Raw genomic sequence first — 20,191 nt, 5'->3', positions numbered from 1 at the left:
GCGCGGCCTGGCTGTTCGTCCAAACCGGTCCGCGAAACCCGACTCGCGCGTGCGTGCAGACGACGCGTGGCTCGCTCTCATGATACGGTCAGCGTCGCCGCTTCCGCCAATAAACGCGGGCTATCGTTTACGGGCAGTTCATATCAACGAGCGGTTGTTCTCGCGAGTCATCCCGAATTACCGCAGGACGGCGCGGTGTCGTCTTCGGTCGGTGACCTGTTCAGCGCCGCGGACGACGAACGGAGTAAGCAGAGGTTCGTCGGCGTTCATCGCGGCTTTCGATCTGTGTGCCGCTGTTCCTTCCCGTGAAAAGTAATCGTTTTACGGAGAGCGTGCGTCAGTCGGAATATGCAACGACGAGCAGCGGCGGTGTATATCGCGTTCTTCGTCGTACTCGCTGCCGGGTCGTATGCGTTCATCGCGACGGCAGACGGGCCGTCGATAACGGTCGACGACCCCGAGTACCAACTGGAGAACGGTTCCGAAATCGACGCCGGCGAACGGACGTACACGGTGACGGCTATCGAGGAATCCGAGAGTAGCGGCGGTCACGGCGGCGGCGGTGGAGTGACGCTCGAAGCCACCCTCTCCCGGACCAACAACTCCGCCGTCTTCGCGGAAACGTGGGAGCAAAACAGCACGGTGTCCATCGAGAGCGAGGACCGCCACCTGTTCATCCCCAACGCCACCGACCCCGACGAGGCGACGCTTCGCACCGTACCGGGGAACGGTTCCAACGCAAACCTGACCTACGACGACAAGTGGTACGTCGTCCGTGAGAGCGAAGACGGAACCCGTACGCTAACGCCGTACCTCCAGGACGAGGCGTTCTCGAACACGACGATCAGCGAAGGCGACGAAATCGAGTTCCAGGGGAACGCGACGACCGTCGCCAACATCACTCAAGAGACCGTGCTTCTGGAGTGGCAGGGCGAGCGCACTGAATCGCTCACAATCAGCGACGGCGAGGCGTTCATCCTCAACTCCACGGATACGGAGGGGACCGAGTACATCCCGCACTTCAGGTCCGGCGAGTCGTTCGTCCTGACGACCGACGTCGAGGGGTATCACGAGCAGGTAGAGGAGCAACAACACTTCCACGAACGGATAAACGGCGTCTGGGGAATCGTCATCATAAGTAGCATCGCAACGGTGCTTCTCACCGGACTCGCGTACCTGCCCCGGAAGGAGTAGGCCGCGCCAAAACGTCGGCATTTCCGTCGTACACTCCGCTTTTCGCTGTTTCACCGCCTCGACTCCGAGACCGTACTCTCCCGAACGAGATTGTTCTCACCGTTCGCCACGGGCGTTCTCATCAGAACACTTTGCGTTCTGATTTGCTCACGAGACGCTGTGTATCTCGTGACCGTCGCAGAAACGGGCCGGGAGGGAATTGAACCACGCCTGGACGCGCCCGCTTCGCTGCGCGTCCGTTCTAATTCAATTCCTCCGGAGACGTTTCTCACCGCTCACTGTCGTTCTCGTGAGAAACGGGCCGGGAGGGAATTGAACCCCCGACCATCTGGTTAAAAGCCAGACGCTCTGCCTGACTGAGCTACCGGCCCGCGCAGTCATCAATTCGCAGTAGAACGGTTAAAGAGTTGTTGTTCGGGCCGGGCGAATACGACTATCGGCAACTTTTAGCTTCTACCGTTATCCTCAATACTCATGAACGAACTTCCCAGCGCTCGCGAGGGGGATCTGCGAGCGTTTCTGGACGAACTACTGCGGTTCGACACCACCGACGGCGGGGAGGGTCCTGCGCAGAACTGGCTCCGCGAGCGCTTCGAGGAGTTCGGGTTCGACACGTACGAGTGGACTGCCGACGCCGCGGCACTCGCCGAACACCCCTCGTTTCCGGACGACCCGAGCGAGATATCGACGGCCGATCGGCCGTCCGTCGCGGGCGTCGTCGAGTTAGGTGACCCCGACGCCGGACCGACGCTGGTGCTGAACGGCCACGTCGACGTCGTACCGGCGACGCGGTCCGCGTGGACGAGCGACCCGTTCGATCCTGTCTGGGACGACGACTGCGTGACCGCCCGCGGTGCCGCGGACATGAAAGGGGGACTTGCGGCCTGCGTCTTCGCCGCGCGACAGATCGCCGAGACGGAGGCTGTCGACGGGCGAGTCGTCGTCGAGAGCGTCGCCGGGGAAGAGGAAGGCGGGATCGGAGCAGCCACGGCGGCACTGTCGAACCCGTACCCCTTCGAGCGCGACGCGGCTATCGTCGCCGAACCGACCGAACTCGGCGTCGTTACCGCAGTGGAAGGGAGCGTGATGAAGCGCCTGCGCCTCCGCGGGCGGTCCGCTCACGCGGCGACGAGTTGGCGAGGGGAGTCAGTGCTACCGCATTTCGACCGGATCCGGCGGGCCTTCGAGGAACTCGAGGCGGAGCGCGAAAAACGGGTCGACCATCCGCTCTACGAGGAGTTTCCGACGAAGTGGCCAGTCTGTTTCGGCACCGTTCGGGCGGGTAACTGGGCGTCGACGGTGCCGGACGACCTCGTCGCCGAACTCCGTATCGGCGTCGCGCCCGGCGAAACCGTTGCCGAGGTGGAGTCGGAGTTCCAGGAGCGACTCGACGCGGTCGTCGAGGAAAGCAAGTGGCTCCGCGACCACCCGCCGACGTTCGAGCGCTTCTCCATCCAGTTCGAGGCGGCGTCAGTTTCCCTCGACGCCGCGGTCGTCGAGGCCCTCGGCGAAGCCGTGACCGAAACGGGGTTAGACGCGACGCCGCGCGGCGCAACGTACGGCGCGGACAGCCGACATTATCAAGCGGCCGGGATCCCGACCGTCCTGTTCGGTCCGGGGAGCATCGAACAGGCGCATTTCCCCGACGAGTCCGTCGACGCGGGCGAGGTGGAGACGGCGAGCGCCGTTCTCGCGGACGCGGCGGAACGGTTCCTCCGTCAGTAGGTGCGTTGTACGGTCGGCAGTCGTTCGACGGGTCCGACCAACGGCGTCGGACGAGAGCGATCAGAAATACTCGTCGAGGGCGTCGGACACGAGTTCGTCCGGGTCGGTGTTCTGGAGGGCGGCCTCGCGGCGGAGTTGCTGATAGGCGTCGGCCGGGAGCGTCACCGTGATCTCCCCGACCGTCACGCCGTGGTCGTCGAGGGCCGCCTCGATGGGTGTGCCGCCGTTTACGTCGCTGGCGATGGTGCGGACTTCGCGGACCGTCAGGTCGGCGTCGAGCACCGCGAACGCGAGGAGAAAACGGGCGTTACCGGCGACTCGGGCGATGTGTTTGGCCGCGGTTGGCGCGACGTGACCCATGGCGACGTGGCGGCGGATCGACTGCGGCAGGTCGTGGACCCGCGCCCACTTCCGGATGAACGCGACCGTCGCCTCGCCGCCCGCCCGCTCCGCGGCGGCCTTGTACGACCCCTCGCCGCGGACGAGGGCGGCGCAGGCGGCCGCTCCGCGGAGCATGTACACGTGGTCTTCGCCGCCGACGGTGTTGTCGGCGAACTTGCGGACCGTCTCGGCGGCGTCCGCGAGGCTCTCGGGGTCGTCGGGGTCGAACTGGACGGCCTCGCGTGCGCGTTGGCCGGTAACGTCGGCGTCGCCGCGAACGACCGGTTGGCCGACGGGCGACTCCCTGTCGGTCGGCAACTTATCGTCGATGTTGGTCGCGTCGGAGTCGTCCGACCGGTCTGCAGTCATCAGCACCCCCTAGGGAAGGGACTATCAAAAAGCCCCGTTTTGGTCGTACTCGCCGTCTCGAAGCGAGGGCCGTGAGGAATCGAAGATCCGCTCCGCGTCGGTTTCGGAGACGTCCCGACCCGACCCTCTCTCACCATCAATCGTCGTTGCGCCGCTCCGAGAGGTGCTCCCATATCTCCGTACAGCCGGCACCCTCTTCGACGTCCGCCAGGTGGTCGTCGACCTGCTCTTCTTCCTCTTCGTCGGGTTCTTGAGTCGTGGTCATTGTTCTGGCTCCGGATCGGCTTCGTATAGCTCGGGCGCGACGTCAGCGGACGTGTGTTGGCGCGGTTCGTCGCACCGGCGAGCGTCGTCAGTCATCAACAGTTCGTTACAGCGGTGTCCCCTTAAGGCCGCTTTAACTCACAAACGCTTCCCGGGCTCCCGCATACCAGAAACACTGGCCGGTACTCCGGTCACCGCTGCCGCGATAAAACACGGTTCCGTCTCCCGGTTTTGCCATCCCGACGCCGTCATTCCGCGGTAAGGCTTGTAGCAGTCGACGCGCTAAGGAGTGGTGAGCGAGTAGGGGGACCAATGACGGTTCCCGTTCGCACGCTCGACGACGGAGCGTGGATAAGCGTCAACAACGCTCGCGCGGTCAGTAACAGCGACATCTGGCCGCTCGCGAGCTACGACTTCTGTGACTGTGACGTTGCGCACGTCCTCTGCGAGTCCTTTTTCGATGTCTCAGTTCACCGCGACACTATCGCCGTTGGCGCTGTTGGCCAGTGCATCGACTGTGGGTCACAAGACACCATAGACGCGCTACCCGTCGGTCGCGTCATCGACGGCGAGTTCCGTGCGTTCGAGGCAGGAGCGCTTCAAGCGGTGAACGAGCCGCAGTCGTAAACTGTGTTCGTCACCGTTCGAGCGGACGACGCTCGTCCGTGACACGTGATGGCACGTCAGGCAAGCCTCTCCGGTAAGCGGGAGAGTAGGGGAGAACTGACGCGAGGAAGGGGGGTTTACGAGATACGCTCGTATCGAACGCACATGCCTACCGACGTCGAGGAATGGAAAGACGAGATCTACGGGACGGACATCCGTGCCCACATGGAGCGCTTCGCCGAAGAGGGGTGGGAGGCCATACCCGAGGACGAACACGACGCCTGGTTCGAGCGGTTCAAGTGGTACGGTCTGTACCACCAGCGCGCCGGACAGGAGAGCTACTTCATGATGCGGATCGGTCCCGCCAACGGCGTGCTGGAGCCGGGTCAGCTCCGCACCATCGGCGAGATAGCGAAGGAGTACTCGACCGGTCCCGCGGAGAACCCCGAGTTCGGCAACGGCTGGGCCGACGTGACCACGCGACAGGCGGTCCAGCTCCACTGGATCGAGATCGAGGACGTCCCGGCGATCTGGGACGAACTGGAAGAGAACGGGCTCTCTACGCTGCAGGCCTGCGGTGACTCCTGGCGGAACATCGTCGGCTGCCCCGTCGCAGGCAAGGACAAGAACGAGCACGTCGACGCCCTAGACACCATCCACGAACTCCACGATACGTTCAAAGGGAACGAGGATCACGTGAATCTCCCCCGCAAGTGGAAGGTTTCGGTGACCGGCTGTCACGAGGGCTGCGGGCAGGGCGACATCAACGACCTCGCCTTGGAACCCGCCGAGAAGGAGATAGACGGCGAGACCGTCGAGGGGTTCAACGTCCGCGTCGGCGGCGGTCTGGCCCGGAACGAACCTCGATTCGCCAAGAACGTCGACGTGTTCGTGACGCCCGAGCAGGCCGCGGACGTCGCCGGCGGCCTGTCGGCGCTGTTCCGCGACCACGGCGACCGCGAGAACCGGTACAACGCCCGGATCAAGTTCCTCGTCGACGAGTGGGGGCCCGAGAAGGTCCGCGAGACGCTCCAGGAGGAGTACGTCGACTTCGAGATGTACGCCGCGGGCGAGGACAAGCGCGACCAGTACTCCTACAACGCCGGCGTCGACCACGGCCACGCCGACCACGTCGGCGTCCACGAGCAGAAAGACGGCAACTACTACGTCGGCCTGAACGTGCTCGTCGGTCGTATCGGCGCGGACGAGGTCATCGAACTCGCGGACCTCGCCGACGAGTACGGTAGCGGCGAGGCTCGCCTCACCCAGCGCCAGAACATCATCCTCACGGACGTCCCCGAGGAGAACCTCGACGCCCTTCTGGCCGAACCGCTGCTGGAGGAGTACAGCCCCGACCCGCACCCCTTCCAGCGCGGGTCAATCGCCTGTACCGGCACCGAGTTCTGCTCGCTCTCCATCGTCGAGACGAAGAACCGTCAGGTGCGGTTCTCGCGCTGGCTGAAGGAGAACGTCGACCTGCCCGACGACGTCCAGGACTTCCACATCCACCTCTCGGGCTGTACCGCCTCGTGCGCCCAGCCACAGATCGCCGACATCAGCCTGCGCGGCATGAAGACGCGCAAGGACGGCGAACCGGTCGAGGCGCTCGACATCGGTCTCGGCGGCGGCCTCGGCGAGAACCCGAACTTCGCGGACTGGGTCACCGAGCGCGTCCCCGCCGACGAGGTGCCCGGAGCCATCCAGAACCTCGTTCAGAACTACGACGAACTGCGCGACGACGGTGAGACGTTCCGCGAGTTCGTCGTCGACCGCGACGAGGAGGAACTCGCCGAACTCGTCGAACCCGAGGAGACGGACTACGAGGACCCGTACATGCACAACACGAAGAAGACGTGGTACCCCTACGCCGAGAACGACGACATGGACGCAAGCCCCGCGCCGAACGCGGCCGACGAGAGTCCCACGCCCGCGGACGACTGACGACGTCGGCCGCGTCCGTCAGTATAAGTAGCTCCCTTTCCTGCCAACCCGTATGGCCGACCGCTTGATGAAGGTCAACGCGTACACGACCTTCGACCTGATCGACGCGACCGTCACGGGACACGATTTCGAAGAGGAGACGTTCGCGGTGTTAAACGCCACGTCGCCGCGGAAAAACCCCGACCGCGTCCAGTTGCAACTCGAACTCGACAACATGCAGGAGGAACACCTCCCGGCGCACATGGAGGAAGTATCACTCTCGCCCCAGGAAGCCCGCGAACTCGCGGCCGACCTGGAGAAACACGCGTCGAAAGTCGAGCGAACCGACGAGGAGTAACCCCGACGCGTTCTCTCGTTTGGTCCGGTCCGATACGACACTCTCCTATTTTATTCCTCGGAAGGGAATACTCAAACAACACAGTCCCGGGCGTTATGCACCGTACAACTCCTGTCGGGCGAACCCAGGGGTCCTCGTTACCTCGGTTTCGTACCGTTGTCTACCCGGCCCCCGTGGGGGCTAAGCAGAGGTTAGACCGGACTCCCGCTTGTCGTATCACTCGCCCGATTCATGCCGGGTATGTCTCGCAGGCTGAACAGGTGCGAAATCGGACCGGAAATACGGATGAGACATCCGTAAACCTCGGTTTCCAGGTGCAAACGGTTTCCCCTGTTTATGAGAGCCAGCGGCGTGGAAACAGGCGTATGAATCGCAAAACAGCAACCGCGATATTGATGGCAGTAGTAGTCACATTGACAGGTCCGGCGCTCGCTGCGCCGGCGATGGCAGACACAGGTGTACAGGAAGACGGCGACGACGGAGACGACGGCACAGTCGGTAACGCCACGACGATGCAGAACGTGACGGTCGACGAACTCGAACTCCAGAACGTCACGGTCGAGAACGCGACGATAGAATCACTCACGGTGGAGAACTTCACGGTAGAGAACCAGACGGGTGCGGACGAACTGACCGACTCCGTGGACCCGAACGAGACGACGGTTCTTTCCAACGTCAGTTTCGACAACCTGACGCTGGAGTCCGTGACTCTCGAGGACCTCAACGTGAGCGTCGGTGACGACACGGAGATCGAGGACATCGGCGTTCTCAACGAGACTGAAGACAACGAGACCGCCGGTCTGACCGACAACGACACCAACGAAACCGACGGTGTTCTCGGCGACAACGACACCAACGAAACCGACGGCATTCTCGACGATAACGAATCGGACAACGAGTCGGACGACGGGATCCTCGGCGACAACGACACGAACGTGACGAACGCGTTCAACGCACAGGAAGACAACGACACCAACGAGACCGACGGGATCCTCGACGACAACGAAACCGAGGACAACGAGACGGACACGCCGCTCAACGATAGCGGGTCCGACGTGACCGACACCGAGTCAGAACAGGTGACAGTCGAGAACCTCACTATCGAACAGATGACCGTCGAGACGCTCACTATCGAGGAACTCACCGTCTCTGACGGTGCCCTCGGCGACAACGAGTCGGACGACGGCATCCTCGGTGACAACGAATCGGACAACGAGACAGACGACGGCATCCTCGGTGACAACGAAACCGACGACAACGTGACTGCGGAGAACGACACCACGTTCGAACTGAACGATTCGAACCAGACGGCCCTTCAGGACGAGGGCGAGGAACTCGGTAACGTGACGATCCGGACGGTCAACGTCACCGAGATGACGATCCAGAACATGACGGTCGATGAGATCGACGTGCAGGAAGGCGAGGAAACCGGCGGCGTCATGGGTGACAACGAATCGAACAACGAGACCGACGGGATCCTCGGCGACAACGAATCCGACAACGAGTCGGACGACGGGATCCTCGGCGACAACGACACGAACGTGACGAGCGCGTTCAACGCACAGGAGGACAACGACACCAACGAAACCGACGGCATCCTCGACGACAACGACACCAACGAGACGGACACCGGTCTCGTCGACAACGAAACCGAAGACGAGATAGTTATCGACACGCTCTCGGCCGAGAACGTGACGGTCGAGAACGCGTCGTCGGACTCGTGGTCGCTCCAGACCGGGAACGACACGACGACTGACGAGGGTGTGCTGGGAGATAACGAGACTGACAACGAGACTGACAACGGTATCCTCGGCGACAACGAATCCGACAACGAGTCGGACAACGGCATGCTGGGCGACAACGAATCGGACGACAACGAGACTGACGGCGGCGTCCTCGACGACAACGAAACGTCGGCCGACGAGGCAGTCGTCGCGTAACGGCCGTTACGACCGACCGGATTTTTTCGGCGCTGACGGACGCCCAGTGGTGACACTGGGTGACCGAACGAGTTTTTCAGTCCCGGGTTCCCTTCATGGCCCTCTCGTCTTGCTTATTAGGTCAGCGATCGCACGGCGTTTGAGCATGATGAACCCGGCGAAAACGACGATAAACCCGACGACAGTCACGGGCGTGATCGACTCCCCGAGAACCACGACGCCGACGACAGTCGCAACGACCGGCACCAGATAGGTGACCAGCGACGTTTCGAGTGCACCCCGTACTTCCAGAAGCGTGAAGTAGATGAAGAAGGCGATAGCGGTGGCGAAGATTCCCAGATACACGACAGCGACCCCCGCCGGCACCGTAGTCGGGAGTGTGAACGACTCGCCGATGCCGGAACTGACGGCGTGAAGGATGACTCCGCCGATGAGCATCGACCACCCCGCGAGCGTTATCTTATCGAGCGTCGGCCGCAAGCGCTGTATCAGAACGCCCCCCAGAGCGACGCCTGCGACCTGCAGCAGGATCATGAAGCGACCGACGACGTTCGCTCCGAGCAAGTTTGCGGGGTCCGGGCGGACGATAAGGCCGACGCCGGCGAAACCGAGGAGGATCCCGACGGCGTCCCGCGCCGAGATCTCCTCCTCCGGTAGAAGACCCAGTGCCCACAGCGACGTTACGATGGGAACGAGACTCTGCATGATAGCCGCCACCCCGCTGGGGACGGTCTGTTGCCCGATGAACAGAAACGCGTTCGCGGCGATGAGAAACACTCCGCCGACGACGACGGCCTTGACGTTCTGACGGGTTGTCGGCCGCCACGTGATGTCTGCGACGAGAGCGTAGCCGAGCAGGAGGACGGCGGCGATGTCGTATCGGAAAGCCGCAAAGAGCACCGGCTCGAGCGATTCGAGGCCGACGGCGATCGCGAGAAACGAGAGCCCCCACAGGACAGCGAGGGATCCGAACAGTCCGACAGTGGCGAAACGGTAGTTCACGGATCGACAACGGAGTGCCGGACAATTACCGATCCCGGTTCCGGCCGGTGCGTCCGGATTCTCTCCGCGGCGCGGTCCCAGACGTTCGACCGTCGAGGCGCGAAGCGTTTCCGCACTCGATCGCTTTACTGCCTGCAGACGTCCCCGAGTTCGGGCGCAACCGCATCGAACCCGTCGGCGGCGAGTTCGTCCGCGAAGGGTTCGCACCTGTCGCCGTGGTTTACGAGGATCCGAGCGTCCCGGTATGAGTCGAGGAAATCCAGCAGCCCGGTACGGTCGGCGTGTGCCGAGAAGTCGTACGATTCGACCTGCGCGCTGACCGGCATCACGCGGCCGTCTATCTCGGCGCGGCCGGAGTCGAGCAGGTTCCGTCCGGGCGTCCCCTCGACCTGGTAGCCGGTGAGCGCTATCTTGTTCACCGGCAGGTTCCGTATCTCCGGGATGTACGTCATGGCGGGCCCCCCTGAGAGCATCCCGCTCGTCGTGACGACGACCGTGTTTTTGTCAGCGATCCGCTTGCGTTGACCGTCCCGGCCCGTGACGAACCGGGCGTTGGACTGGGCGCGTTGCAGAGTCTCACCGTCGCGGACGAACTCCGGATACTGCGCCAGCATCTGTGTGACTCCCTTGCCCATCCCGTCGACGTAGCAGTCGATATCGTGCGCGTCGCAGACCATGAGCATCTCCTGCGTGCGCCCGATGGCGAAGGCCGGGACGACGACGGTGCCGCCTTCCCACAGCGTCGTCCGGACGCTCTCGGCGAACGCCGATTCGATGCGGTCGCGCGCTTCGTGGGTAACGTCCGAGTACGTGCTCTCGCAGACGACCACGTCGGCGTCCGGCCGCGCAGTCGATTCGGAGACAAGTCGCTGTCCGCGGATCGGTTCGCCCCGGCGGTCAGTTCGGTCCGGAGTGTCGCCGTCGCTTTCCGGGCCACCGGCGTGGAAATCCCCGGTGTACAGCAGTCGCGTGTCGCCGTCATCGACGAGTACGTGCGCGCTGCCGGGGATGTGGCCAGCGTTGTAGAACGTTATCTCATGGTCGGCGGCCTCGAACGTGTCCGCGTAGCCGTGCGTTTCAGACACCTGCGTGACGCGCTTGACCTCGGTTTCGGTGAAGGGGCATCTGTACGACCCACCGTGTAGCTTGAGCGTGTCGCGGGCGAGCGTAAGCGCCAGCTCCCGCGTCGGTGGCGTCCAGTGGATCGGCGGCCGTCGGTCCCCGGAGAGCAACGAGGGGATCGCCCCGACGTGGTCGAGGTGGCCGTGGCTGACGACGACGGCCTCGGGGTCGACCGAGTCAACCGGGAACTGCGGCGGGGTCCCCGTCTTCATCCCGTAATCGAGGAGAAGACGGTCGTTGACGAGGATGGCGCTCCGGCCGACCTCGCGAGCGCCGCCGAGAAACCGGATGTCCATTGCCGAGAGATAGCCGCTCGGGGCGTTTGGGTTCGTCGGTTCCCCCGGACAGATCCGGATCGGTGGTCTGGTCCGGCTTTCTGTCCGAAGCGGTAGCCGTGCCGCTCACGCGGCGTCGATGCGGCCTCGTCTAGTCTGGGAACCGGGCGCTCCCCGGACCGGTATCAGGCGCTACAAACCCTGTGAAGGTCGTCTAGGGAGTCGATGTCCCAGGTCGGATACACGTTGAAGTCCCAGTCTCGGCGGTGGGGCCGACGGATGAACGCCGAGTCGATGCCGGCGTTCTCGGCGGCTTTGATGTCGGACTCGTTGTCACCGACGAACAGCGCGGACTCGGCGTCGAGATCGGCGAGCGCGCGTTCGAGATAGTGGGGGTCGGGCTTCCGGAGGTCGAGGCTCTCGACGGTCGGTTCGCGGCCGTAGGCGGTGCCGAAGTGGTCCGAGATGTCGAAGTGGTCCAGAAGGAAATCGACCGTCTCCTGCTGGTTGGAGCTGACGATTCCCTTTGCGGTGTCGAGGTCGGCCAGCGTGTCGATGTCCCCGTAGGGCGTTTTCCGCCCCGCGCGGGCCTCTTCCTGCTGGGCACGGGACAGCGTGCGGTCGCGAGCGCGCCAGAACGTCTCCGGGTCGAGGCCGTACAGGTCGCAAATATCGCCGACTTGCGCGGGGGTCGCGCCGATAGTCATATCCTCTACGTGGTCCGGGTCCAGATCGGTAACATCGAACTGCGCGAACGTCTCCTGCGTGGCTTCACGAAGGACGTCGAAGCTCGTTCGACCGACGAGGACACCGTCGTTGTCGAAGATGACGGTATCGTAAGTCATATTATGTAATGTGCCGCCGCCGGTATAAGGGTTTCAGTCACCTGGCCGCAGGTCCGCGGGGATGGGTTCACCGGGACGGACGAGACGAATTGGCTCGGAGCAGCGCCTCAGAACGCGCTGTCGGAGTGTTCCCAGTCCTCGTAGTATTCGCGCTGGCGTTCGGTGAGGTCGTCGACCGCAACGTCCAGCGTGTCGAGCTTCCGGTAGGCTACCTCGCGGTCGAGGCGGTCTGGGATGGCATACAGGCCCGGCGCGAGCTCCTCGCCACTCCCCCCCGCGAGCATGTCGCGGGCCGCCTCGAACATCATCGCGAACGTCGTGTCCATCACCTCGGCGGGGTGGCCGTTACTGTGTGGGCCGGTGAGATTCACCAGACGCCCCTCCGCGAGCAGGTTGATCCGCCGCCCGTCGTCGAGGTGATACCGGGTGACGCCGTCGCGGGGTTCGGTCACGCGTTCGGCGGCGTCTTCGAGGTCTGCGATGGCTATCTCCACGTCGAAGTGGCCCGCGTTCGCGAGGATCACTCCGTCCTGGAGCTCGTCAAGATGCTCCTCGCGAACGACGTCGCGGTTGCCGGTGGAGGTGATGATGTAGTCGGCCTCGCTCGCGGCCGATTCCATCGTCTCGATGCGGTGGCCGTCCATGTGCGCCTCTAGCGCCTTCCGGGGGTCGACCTCGGTGACTATCGTTTGTGCGCCCATGCCGCGGGCCTTGCGAGCGATCCCGCGTCCGCAGTAGCCGTAGCCGCCGACGACGACGGTCTTGCCCGAGAGCATCGTGTTGGTGGTGATCATCACGTTCGATAGCGAGGACTCGCCGGTGCCGTGGACGTTGTCGAAGAAGTGCTTCATCGGCGTGTCGTTGACGCCGTACACCGGGAATTCGAGCACGTCGTCGGCTTCCATCGCTTCGAGACGGGTGATCCCGGCGGTCGTCTGTTCGCCGCCGCCGACCACGTGACGGGCGATTTCGGGGTGATCCGCGTGGACCTTCGCGATCAGTTCGCACCCGTCGTCGAGGATGAAGTCCGGTTCCCGTTCGAGCAGGTCGTGCTGGCCCGCCTCCCACGCCTCCTCGCTCATCCCGGCCTCGACGAACGTTTCGATGCCGGGTTGGTCGCGGAGGGCGTCGACTACCTCGGCCTTCGTACTGTGCGGTTCGCTTCCCGTGACGAGGACGTCCGCTCCCGCCTCGTTCAGCGTCTCGACCAGTACACCGGTCTTCTGTTCGAGGTGCGACGCCAGCGCGACCGTGTAGTCGGAAAGCGGTTCGTCATCGCCGTACTCCTCGGCGAGCGAGCGAAGGATCGGTGTGTAGTCTCGCGTCCAGGCGAGCGGGTCGGTTTCGTCGGACATAGTGGGGTTCTCTACCGTGCATCCCCATAAACCCCGCCAAGGACCGTCTAATTTGCCCGTTTGATGGTTCGGGGATCAGACCGTCCCGTACCCCTGTAGACGGAGGTATATCGACCCGACGACGAGCGCGAGGCCGAACGCGGCGACCGCCCAGTCGGTCGGGCCGAACGGCTGCCGGTCGTAGAAGGTCCGGTCGCCCCGCGTGTCGAACCCGCGGGCCTCCAGCGCCATCGCCTGCGTCTGGACGTTACGGATCGCGGTCATGAACACCGGTATCAGGAGCGGGATGTAGCTCCGGAGCGTCTCGACGGGGTTGCCGCCGCCGACCTCGTGACCTCTCGCGGCCTGGGCCTGCCGGACGGTGTTCGCCGACCCCAGAAACGTCGGGAACAGACGCAGTGCGGTGCCGACGGCGAAACAGAACGCGTACGGGAATCCGAGCGACCGCATCCCGGCGACTATCTCCTCGTTGGAGGTGGTCGTCACGAACAGTAGCCCGCCGACGATGAACGCCGCTATCCGCTCGGAGCGGCCGAGCGCGAACAGCAGTTCCCGCTCGGTGAGCGTTCCGAGTGGGGTCTCTAGCAACACTGGACCGCCGGACTCGGCGAACGCCGGCCAGACCGCGAAACCGACCAGAAACAGCGCCGCGACGATAAACGAGAGGCGCTTGAAGTTCGCCCACCCGCCGACCAGCAGTAGCGCGGCGAACGTCGCCGCCAGCGGGACGAACACCCACAGCGGGTCGCCGAAGACGTACACCGTCACGAACACCCCTACGAGCAGCGCCAACTTCGACCGAGCGTTCAGCCGGTGGAGGAACGTGTCCCGGTCCACGTACAGGGAGGGAGAGGAACTCATTCGTTCTCACCTCCGCTCGTCTGTCCGGTGCCGGACCCGCCGTCAGTCCGGCCGCCGCCACCGTAATCGGGGTCATTGCGTACTCCCGCCTCCTCCCCGCCGGCCTCCGCATCTACGGACGAGGCGTCGGACCCTCCGAGCCCCTGAACGACCTCCGCGACCGAAAGCGCGGGGAGCGCGTCCTCTTGGCCGGACACACCGGCGAGCCGATTCGAGAGATCAACCGGCTGGGGCTGTTGGAGTTCCCACTGCTCTAAGGCCGACTCGTCAGCGAACAGCTCCCGCGTCGGTCGGTCGGCGACTTTCCGCCCGTCTGCCATCACGACGGTCCGCGGGGCGTACCGGGCGACCGTGCGCATGCTGTGCGTGACCATCACGACGGTCAGGCCCTCCTCGCGGTTGAGACGGGCGACGAGGTCCATGAACTGGTCGCGTTGGGTCGCGTCGAGGCCGGTCGTCGGCTCGTCGAAGACGATCACGTCAGGGTCGGTCGCGAGGATCGACGCGAGCGCGACCCGCTGTCGCTGTCCCTTCGAGAGGTTGAACGGGTCCGCCTCCTCCAGCCCGTCGAGTTCGACGGTTTCGACGGCCTCGCTCACGGCGCGTTCGAGCGCCTCGCCCTCCATCCCGAAGTTCTCGGGACCGAAGGAGACCTCCTCGCGGATGGTGTCTGCGAAGATCTGGTGGTCCGGGTTCTGGAACACGTATCCGACCGACCGACCCACTTCCCCCATCGAGAGTTCGGAAACGTCCTGTCCTCGCCAGCGCGCGCTACCCGCGTCGGGTTCGAGCAGTCCGTTCAGCTGTTTGGCGAGCGTCGTCTTGCCGCTCCCGTTGTGCCCGACGATAGCGACGACTTCGCCCTCGCGGACGGTGAGGTCGACGTCGTCGACCGCTCGCACCGACTCCCGGTCCGTCTCGTACTCGTAGACGATGCCGTCGAGTTCGAAGAGGGGGTCGCCGGGGTTCTCGCCGGTTCCTGCGGGGGTCCCCGGGAGCGTCTCCCCGCGGTGTGCGGGGGGCGTCCACGCGAGGTCGCTGTCCTCGACCGCCGTAACGGCCTCCGCCGGCGTAAGCGGGAGTTCCTCGCGAGACCAGCCGATGCGGTCAAACACGTCCACCACCGGCGGGACCGCTACGCGGGCGTTCCGGAGGGCCTCGACGTCAGTGAACACCTCTCGGGCCGGTCCCTGTCGGTACACCTGCCCCGCGCGCAACAGGACGGCGTGGTCTGCGAGCAGCGCTTCCTCGATATCGTGCGTGACCATCACGATCGTCTCGGGCCCCCGCCAGTCCTCCGGCGCGCTCGCCTCGTCGCTGTCGGCCAGAGAGCGGATCACTTCCAGCGTGTCGTGGCTCCCCGCGGGGTCGAGGTCGCTGGTCGGTTCGTCGAGGACGAGCAGTTCGGGGTGGTTCGCGACCACGCCAGCGAACACGAGGCGCTGCTTCTGGCCGCCAGACAGCGCTTCGGGCGGCCGTCGCCGGTCGAGGTCGCCGAGGCCGACGACTTCCAGCGCGTGGTCTATCCGGGGGTCGATGTCGGCCGGCGGGACCGCCAGGTTCTCCGGGCCGAACGCGACCTCGCTCGTCACGCTGGTCCCGAACAGTTGGGCCTCGTAGTCCTGGAGAACCATCCCCACGACTTCGGCCATCTCCGGGACGCGAGCGTCGGTGGCGTCCCGTCCGAGTACGTCGACGTTCCCGTCGAACGACCCGGTGAGAAAGCTGGGAATGATCGAGTTGAACGTCCGCAGCAGCGTCGATTTACCGCCGCCGCTCGCTCCCATCATAACGGTGAACGACCCGGCGGGGACACCGAGGTCGATCCCGCGGAGGACCGGGCCGCCGCGTTCGTCCGGGTCGTAGTCAGCATCGTCGGCGAAACTGTCGGCCGGCGGGAGATCCGAACCCCGTTCGTAGGCGAATACGACCTCTTCGAGGGTCGCTGCATCCCCGCTGGCCGGGTCGTTGTCCATCGTATTCTCGTCAAGTCCCGCCCGGGACTAAAAACTGAGCGATTCGGCTAATCGAGCAGCTTCGACAGCCGCTCGCCTGAGATCACTGTCAGACCGAGCACGGCCAGGAAGCTGATAGCGCCGATGGCGATCTGGACCGTCGAACCGCCGGCACCGAACTGTTCGCCCTGAGACGCCCCGAACGGTACGTCCTGGATGCCCAGCGAGACGGCGATCCCGACAGCGGCCCAGACGACCGAGACGACGGCGAGACCGAACGCGGCGGTCTGGGCCCGCGAGGCCGAGGCGTCGGGCAGATCCTCGTCGCGCAGCAGGTCGGGGTAGAGAAGCCCCATGTCCTTGATTCGCGGGTACGTCAGGTAGAGAAGCGGCGGTCCGAGGACCACCGACGCGATCACGTTGTTCAGAAGGATGATCGTGCCGAGCACCGAGAAGGGAAACAGTCCGAGTACCTCGAGCCCCCAGGCGATGATCGACGCACACAGCGCCGAACCGACGACGACGACGATGACGTATTCGAGGAGCTGTCTGCCGGCGTTTTCACGGAAGTTGGGCTCGACACCGCTCGAAAGCACACCGAGGTTGCCCCACAGCTTGTACCCGATCAACCCGAAGAAGAAGTTCCCGATAAACCCGAACAGGCTTCCCGGGCCGAAGGTACCGGCGAAGACGTCGTTGATCAGGTTCCCGATACCGGACCCCCAGGCCGCTGCCGGACCGAACAGTATGCCAAATATCACGGGGATGACGTTCCCCGGACGAACAGCGGTGATTCCCGGAATTATCACGAGACCGGCAAAGGGTATCAGTAGCGCGGCGTACACAGCGGCGACGACGGCTACCAGCATTATCATTCGTGTATCCCGCCACATCGTGACCAGTTCTTTCATCATCGAAAACACTTCTCAACAGATACTTAAAACTGATCGAAACTTGTCAAAGATCGGACTAGGGTGTGCCACACCGATGGTCTGACTCGATCCTCCGCGAGCGAGGTGGTGACGAACAGTTCTCGGTGTCGAACGCCGATCCCACCGACCCGATCCTATCAGGCGTTCGGTGCGTCGTCTTCGTTCCAGCGCGTCACGACGAACTGCTCGTAGCCGCCGTAGGCCGCCTCCAGCGCACCCATCCACCAGTTCCACCGTTCGGCCGGCGTCCCCTCTCGGCAGTCTGCGAGGTTTTCGACGATGATCTCCGGGGTCAACTCGTCGCCGCGGTCCACCTCAAACTGCTCGGAGTCCGTCAGGTCCGTGGCGGCGCGGGCGACGGCGCGGCGCTCCGCCGGCGTGCCGCCGAACGCCTGGCGCAAGTGGAGCATCAGGACCTCGCGTTCCATATCTGGTACATTGTCGGCTGTATCTTCTTTAAGAGTTCGACGCTCCCGGCTGTGTCGACTCCGCACGCGAGTCCGACCGCCAGCCCAGTCTCGGTCCGGCGGGTGATCGCGGCTCTCGCTCGGGACGGAACGTTTCGATGTCCTTTTGGGCCGCGACCGACTGGTTCGACGCATGGCAAGCTTCACAATCGTCGTCTCGGACCCCGAGTCGGGCGAGACGTACCAGCGAGAGGCGGACGACCAGGACGCGAACCGATTCATCGGCCGGTCGATAGGAGAGACGGTCGACGGCGGCGCTGTCGGCTTCGACGGCTACACGCTTGAGATCACCGGCGGCTCCGACGACGCCGGCCGCCCGATGAGCGGCGACGTCCCCGGGCCGAACCTGCAGGAAGTCCTCTCCGACGGCGGGACGGGTTTCAACCCGACCCGCGACGGCGAGCGCAAGCGCGTCACCGTCCGCGGCGGCGAGGTCAGCGAGGCCGTCTCGCAGATCAACGCCAAGATCACCGAGCGCGGCGACCAGTCCGTCGACGAACTCCTCGGCGAGAGCGACGAGGAGTAACTCCCCGTTTTCCCCGAACGTACCACCGTCACAGCCGTTACGCCACCCATGGCCGACCGAGTTCCAAGCGACCACGACTCCGTAACGACCGTCCGAGCGACGCTCTCGACCGCCGGATCGACCCGACGACGCCGCCTCGAACTCCCCGCCGACGCGGCCGAGGAATTCCCCGCCGACGAGGTCGTCCGTCTCGTCGTCGACGGGTCGGAGTTCCACGCCCGGATCGAGACCGCCCTGACCGACGAAACCCGGATACTGTCCGGAGCATACGACGCCCCGCGCTTCGCTCGCTCTCCCGGCGACGCGCCGGACCGTCTCGGCCCGTGGCTCGACGACGTCGACGTCGCGGTCGGCGACTCGGTCCTCGTCGACGTGGTCGAACCCGGATTCAAATACGGCGTCCGCGAACCCGGCGAACGAGTCGTCTACGAGGCGACCGAATCACCCGATGATAGTCTCGCAGCCATCGCGGAGCGGGTGGAAGACGAGCGCTAACTGCCGCAAACCGCCGCATCAGTCAGCGCCGCGCTCCGCTCAACCGTCACGTATTTGACCTGTTCTCACAGTGTAGATATCATGAAACGACGCACCTACCTGCGGCTACTACCGGCTACCGCGGTAGCCGGTGCAGCAGGCTGTTCCTCGTCGGGCGACGAACCGGACGAAGGCGACGATACTGACGCCGATACTGATACCGACACCGAGACGGCGACCACAGAATCGGCGTCGACCACAGAACCGACGGCGACGCCCGAGGAGTCGCTCGACGCCGCGGCGGCGGCACTGAACGAGGCGTCCGAGGGGATCGGCACACAGTCCGACGCGTTCGGTGAGGACGGGGAGTCGTTCGACGAGAGCGGGATCCGCCAGTCGATCACGACGGCGAACGACCACCTCGACGCGGCGGAGGAGGCCGACCTCTCCGAGGACCAGCAGGCTGATGTCGAGGACATGCGAAACGTCGCGGCGTACTTCTCACTCCTGACGGACACGATGCTCCAGTTGGACCGCGGTTTCAACGAGGTGGACGTCGCCCAGAGCTACGTCGACACCGAACGGTTCGACGACGGGATCGAATCGCTCGACGACGCGCGCTCGGCGTTTCGCGACGCCAGCGACGACCTGTCCGACGCCGAGGACGCGTTCGAGGCGCTCGACGAGGGGTCGTTCGAGCGCATCGACGGGACGACGTACGCCGAGGTCGAGGATTCCATGCAGATGGCCCGCCAGCTAGTCGACATGATGGATCCGTTCCTGACGGGTTACCGGGAGTTCGTCCGCGGATACGAGCGGTTCACCGTCGCCACTACCGCGCTCGACGAGGAGCGGTATCAGACCGCTGCCGACGAGTACGACACCGCATCGGTTCGGTTCGGCGACGCGGAGTCAGCGTTTACGGACGCCGAGGAGTTCGCACCGGCGGACATGCAGTCCTCGGTTATCAGCCTCACCTGCTACGCTGCGGCGCTTGCGGACGCCAGCGAACACTTCGCCGAGGCGGCGCGGGCGCTCGAGGAGGGCGACGACCAAACCGCAAACGAGGAGGCCGAGGCCGGACAGGAGGCCGCGAGTCGCTGCGATTCGTCTCCCGCCGCGCTGGCGATGCCGGCGCTCTAACGCGTCCCTTTTCCCCGTCGCCCGCCAATCGCGAGTATGACCGATTCGAAACGCGATGCGTTTCTCGCGGGGGAACGACACGAGGATGTCGCGTTCTACCTGGCCGAGGACGCCGTCGACGACCTCGGAAAGCTACGCGACTACGGAGTGGACGTCCCGGACGGCATCGTCATCGTCGTCGACGGGGAGAACGGCCGGAACGCCTTCCAGACGGCGACGGGGCAGGACCCGATGGCGTTCGCGAAGCAGGCGATGGCCGAAGACGGGACGGTCCACGCGGACCTGGCCGGCGGCGACTGTCCCGAGGGCGACGGTCCCGACCACGCGGCGCGGTTCGTCTTCGCCTTCTCCGAGGAACAGAACGAGGAGGTCGGCGACCTCTACGCCGAGGGCGACGTGATCCACGCGTACGCCCAGTGCGAGTGCGGGACTGCGTACTCCCAGAAGTGGGTCGTCGGCGAGCGGTAACGCCCCCGA

The 20,191-nt window shown here is 64.7% G+C and carries 20 protein-coding genes and 1 tRNA gene; 10 read left to right on the top strand and 11 right to left on the bottom strand.

The window, feature by feature from the left end; translation table 11 throughout:
* Positions 1–348: 348 nt before the first annotated feature.
* Positions 349–1,194 (top strand): hypothetical protein, encoded by an 846-nt coding sequence (locus EYW42_RS04280; protein WP_135534001.1) that lies wholly within the window; start codon positions 349–351, stop codon positions 1,192–1,194.
* Positions 1,195–1,491: 297 nt separating this feature from the next.
* On the opposite strand, the gene EYW42_RS04275 is transcribed toward EYW42_RS04280, so the two are convergent.
* Positions 1,492–1,565 (bottom strand) — tRNA-Lys (locus EYW42_RS04275).
* Between the two features lie 103 nt (positions 1,566–1,668).
* Between EYW42_RS04275 and EYW42_RS04270 the strand changes: the two genes are divergently transcribed.
* Positions 1,669–2,919, top strand: a complete 1,251-nt coding sequence (locus EYW42_RS04270) for an ArgE/DapE family deacylase (protein WP_135534000.1) — start codon at positions 1,669–1,671, stop codon at positions 2,917–2,919.
* A gap of 60 nt (positions 2,920–2,979) precedes the next feature.
* On the opposite strand, the gene EYW42_RS04265 is transcribed toward EYW42_RS04270, so the two are convergent.
* Together EYW42_RS04265 and EYW42_RS20295 are read right to left on the bottom strand one after the other, a co-directional pair.
* Positions 2,980–3,669: a DUF7119 family protein gene (locus tag EYW42_RS04265; protein WP_135533999.1), complete on the bottom strand. Its 690-nt coding sequence runs from the start codon at positions 3,667–3,669 to the stop codon at positions 2,980–2,982.
* Positions 3,670–3,805: 136 nt separating this feature from the next.
* Complete coding sequence (locus tag EYW42_RS20295) at positions 3,806–3,934, bottom strand: hypothetical protein (RefSeq protein ID WP_259371275.1); 129 nt, start codon at positions 3,932–3,934, stop codon at positions 3,806–3,808.
* 311 nt (positions 3,935–4,245) lie between these two features.
* On the opposite strand from EYW42_RS20295, the gene EYW42_RS04260 reads away from it, so the two are divergent.
* The 4 genes from EYW42_RS04260 (at position 4,246) to EYW42_RS04245 (ending at position 8,757) form a co-directional block, all read left to right on the top strand.
* Positions 4,246–4,560 carry a hypothetical protein gene (locus tag EYW42_RS04260; protein ID WP_135533998.1) on the top strand — a complete coding sequence of 105 codons (315 nt, stop codon included), beginning with the start codon at positions 4,246–4,248 and terminating at the stop codon, positions 4,558–4,560.
* A 144-nt stretch (positions 4,561–4,704) separates the two neighbouring features.
* Positions 4,705–6,480: a nitrite/sulfite reductase gene (locus tag EYW42_RS04255; protein WP_135533997.1), complete on the top strand. Its 1,776-nt coding sequence runs from the start codon at positions 4,705–4,707 to the stop codon at positions 6,478–6,480.
* 52 nt (positions 6,481–6,532) lie between these two features.
* Positions 6,533–6,817 carry a DUF6360 family protein gene (locus tag EYW42_RS04250; protein ID WP_135533996.1) on the top strand — a complete coding sequence of 95 codons (285 nt, stop codon included), beginning with the start codon at positions 6,533–6,535 and terminating at the stop codon, positions 6,815–6,817.
* A 443-nt stretch (positions 6,818–7,260) separates the two neighbouring features.
* Positions 7,261–8,757 carry a hypothetical protein gene (locus EYW42_RS04245; RefSeq protein WP_135533995.1) on the top strand — a complete coding sequence of 499 codons (1,497 nt, stop codon included), beginning with the start codon at positions 7,261–7,263 and terminating at the stop codon, positions 8,755–8,757.
* Positions 8,758–8,850: 93 nt separating this feature from the next.
* Here the strand turns inward: EYW42_RS04245 and EYW42_RS04240 are convergent, their stop codons facing one another.
* The 8 genes from EYW42_RS04240 to EYW42_RS04205 form a co-directional block, all read right to left on the bottom strand.
* The gene (locus EYW42_RS04240; protein ID WP_135533994.1) at positions 8,851–9,759 is read right to left on the bottom strand and encodes a DMT family transporter; all 909 of its coding nucleotides are present in this window, start codon (positions 9,757–9,759) and stop codon (positions 8,851–8,853) included.
* A 125-nt stretch (positions 9,760–9,884) separates the two neighbouring features.
* Positions 9,885–11,177 carry an MBL fold metallo-hydrolase gene (locus EYW42_RS04235; protein WP_135533993.1) on the bottom strand — a complete coding sequence of 431 codons (1,293 nt, stop codon included), beginning with the start codon at positions 11,175–11,177 and terminating at the stop codon, positions 9,885–9,887.
* A 164-nt stretch (positions 11,178–11,341) separates the two neighbouring features.
* A complete protein-coding gene (locus tag EYW42_RS04230) occupies positions 11,342–12,001 on the bottom strand; it encodes an HAD family hydrolase (RefSeq protein ID WP_135533992.1) in 660 nt (219 codons plus the stop codon).
* Between the two features lie 107 nt (positions 12,002–12,108).
* Entirely contained in the window at positions 12,109–13,356 is a 1,248-nt protein-coding gene (locus EYW42_RS04225; protein WP_135533991.1) for an adenosylhomocysteinase, read from the bottom strand.
* A 75-nt stretch (positions 13,357–13,431) separates the two neighbouring features.
* The gene (locus EYW42_RS04220; protein ID WP_135533990.1) at positions 13,432–14,217 is read right to left on the bottom strand and encodes an energy-coupling factor transporter transmembrane component T family protein; all 786 of its coding nucleotides are present in this window, start codon (positions 14,215–14,217) and stop codon (positions 13,432–13,434) included.
* Positions 14,214–16,193 carry an ABC transporter ATP-binding protein gene (locus EYW42_RS04215; RefSeq protein WP_135533989.1) on the bottom strand — a complete coding sequence of 660 codons (1,980 nt, stop codon included), beginning with the start codon at positions 16,191–16,193 and terminating at the stop codon, positions 14,214–14,216. Before EYW42_RS04215 ends, EYW42_RS04220 begins: the two co-directional genes overlap by 4 nt.
* 47 nt (positions 16,194–16,240) lie before the next feature.
* Entirely contained in the window at positions 16,241–17,083 is an 843-nt protein-coding gene (locus EYW42_RS04210; protein WP_237561270.1) for a QueT transporter family protein, read from the bottom strand.
* Positions 17,084–17,241: 158 nt separating this feature from the next.
* Positions 17,242–17,532, bottom strand: coding sequence for a hypothetical protein (locus EYW42_RS04205; protein ID WP_135533988.1), 291 nt, complete (start codon positions 17,530–17,532; stop codon positions 17,242–17,244).
* Between the two features lie 172 nt (positions 17,533–17,704).
* Between EYW42_RS04205 and EYW42_RS04200 the strand changes: the two genes are divergently transcribed.
* The 4 genes from EYW42_RS04200 to EYW42_RS04185 all read left to right on the top strand — a co-directional run bounded on the left by EYW42_RS04200 (position 17,705) and on the right by EYW42_RS04185 (position 20,182).
* A complete protein-coding gene (locus EYW42_RS04200) occupies positions 17,705–18,097 on the top strand; it encodes a 30S ribosomal protein S6e (protein WP_135533987.1) in 393 nt (130 codons plus the stop codon).
* Between the two features lie 48 nt (positions 18,098–18,145).
* Entirely contained in the window at positions 18,146–18,592 is a 447-nt protein-coding gene (locus EYW42_RS04195) for a DUF7112 family protein (protein ID WP_135533986.1), read from the top strand.
* An 81-nt stretch (positions 18,593–18,673) separates the two neighbouring features.
* On the top strand, positions 18,674–19,714 hold the full coding sequence (locus EYW42_RS19410) for a hypothetical protein (protein WP_161972906.1): 1,041 nt from the start codon (positions 18,674–18,676) through the stop codon (positions 19,712–19,714).
* 36 nt (positions 19,715–19,750) lie between these two features.
* A complete protein-coding gene (locus EYW42_RS04185; RefSeq protein ID WP_135533984.1) occupies positions 19,751–20,182 on the top strand; it encodes a DUF5807 family protein in 432 nt (143 codons plus the stop codon).
* Positions 20,183–20,191: the final 9 nt, after the last annotated feature.

Source organism: Halostella pelagica, assembly GCF_004762015.1.
GTDB lineage: Archaea > Halobacteriota > Halobacteria > Halobacteriales > Natronoarchaeaceae > Halostella > Halostella pelagica.
This window is presented reverse-complemented; position numbering and strand designations above follow the sequence as displayed.

Excerpts from the sequence above, each read along its gene's own strand:
- EYW42_RS04205 (WP_135533988.1), bottom strand. The coding sequence starts at position 17,532 with ATGGAACGCGAGGTCCTGATGCTCCACTTGCGCCAGGCGTTCGGCGGC.
- EYW42_RS04280 (WP_135534001.1), top strand. The coding sequence starts at position 349 with ATGCAACGACGAGCAGCGGCGGTGTATATCGCGTTCTTCGTCGTACTC.
- EYW42_RS04215 (WP_135533989.1), bottom strand. The coding sequence starts at position 16,193 with ATGGACAACGACCCGGCCAGCGGGGATGCAGCGACCCTCGAAGAGGTC.
- EYW42_RS04225 (WP_135533991.1), bottom strand. The coding sequence starts at position 13,356 with ATGTCCGACGAAACCGACCCGCTCGCCTGGACGCGAGACTACACACCG.
- EYW42_RS20295 (WP_259371275.1), bottom strand. The coding sequence starts at position 3,934 with ATGACCACGACTCAAGAACCCGACGAAGAGGAAGAAGAGCAGGTCGAC.
- EYW42_RS04255 (WP_135533997.1), top strand. The coding sequence starts at position 4,705 with ATGCCTACCGACGTCGAGGAATGGAAAGACGAGATCTACGGGACGGAC.
- EYW42_RS19410 (WP_161972906.1), top strand. The coding sequence starts at position 18,674 with ATGAAACGACGCACCTACCTGCGGCTACTACCGGCTACCGCGGTAGCC.
- EYW42_RS04260 (WP_135533998.1), top strand. The coding sequence starts at position 4,246 with ATGACGGTTCCCGTTCGCACGCTCGACGACGGAGCGTGGATAAGCGTC.
- EYW42_RS04265 (WP_135533999.1), bottom strand. The coding sequence starts at position 3,669 with ATGACTGCAGACCGGTCGGACGACTCCGACGCGACCAACATCGACGAT.
- EYW42_RS04235 (WP_135533993.1), bottom strand. The coding sequence starts at position 11,177 with ATGGACATCCGGTTTCTCGGCGGCGCTCGCGAGGTCGGCCGGAGCGCC.
- EYW42_RS04200 (WP_135533987.1), top strand. The coding sequence starts at position 17,705 with ATGGCAAGCTTCACAATCGTCGTCTCGGACCCCGAGTCGGGCGAGACG.
- EYW42_RS04245 (WP_135533995.1), top strand. The coding sequence starts at position 7,261 with ATGGCAGACACAGGTGTACAGGAAGACGGCGACGACGGAGACGACGGC.
- EYW42_RS04230 (WP_135533992.1), bottom strand. The coding sequence starts at position 12,001 with ATGACTTACGATACCGTCATCTTCGACAACGACGGTGTCCTCGTCGGT.
- EYW42_RS04270 (WP_135534000.1), top strand. The coding sequence starts at position 1,669 with ATGAACGAACTTCCCAGCGCTCGCGAGGGGGATCTGCGAGCGTTTCTG.
- EYW42_RS04250 (WP_135533996.1), top strand. The coding sequence starts at position 6,533 with ATGGCCGACCGCTTGATGAAGGTCAACGCGTACACGACCTTCGACCTG.
- EYW42_RS04220 (WP_135533990.1), bottom strand. The coding sequence starts at position 14,217 with ATGAGTTCCTCTCCCTCCCTGTACGTGGACCGGGACACGTTCCTCCAC.
- EYW42_RS04185 (WP_135533984.1), top strand. The coding sequence starts at position 19,751 with ATGACCGATTCGAAACGCGATGCGTTTCTCGCGGGGGAACGACACGAG.
- EYW42_RS04195 (WP_135533986.1), top strand. The coding sequence starts at position 18,146 with ATGGCCGACCGAGTTCCAAGCGACCACGACTCCGTAACGACCGTCCGA.
- EYW42_RS04210 (WP_237561270.1), bottom strand. The coding sequence starts at position 17,083 with ATGAAAGAACTGGTCACGATGTGGCGGGATACACGAATGATAATGCTG.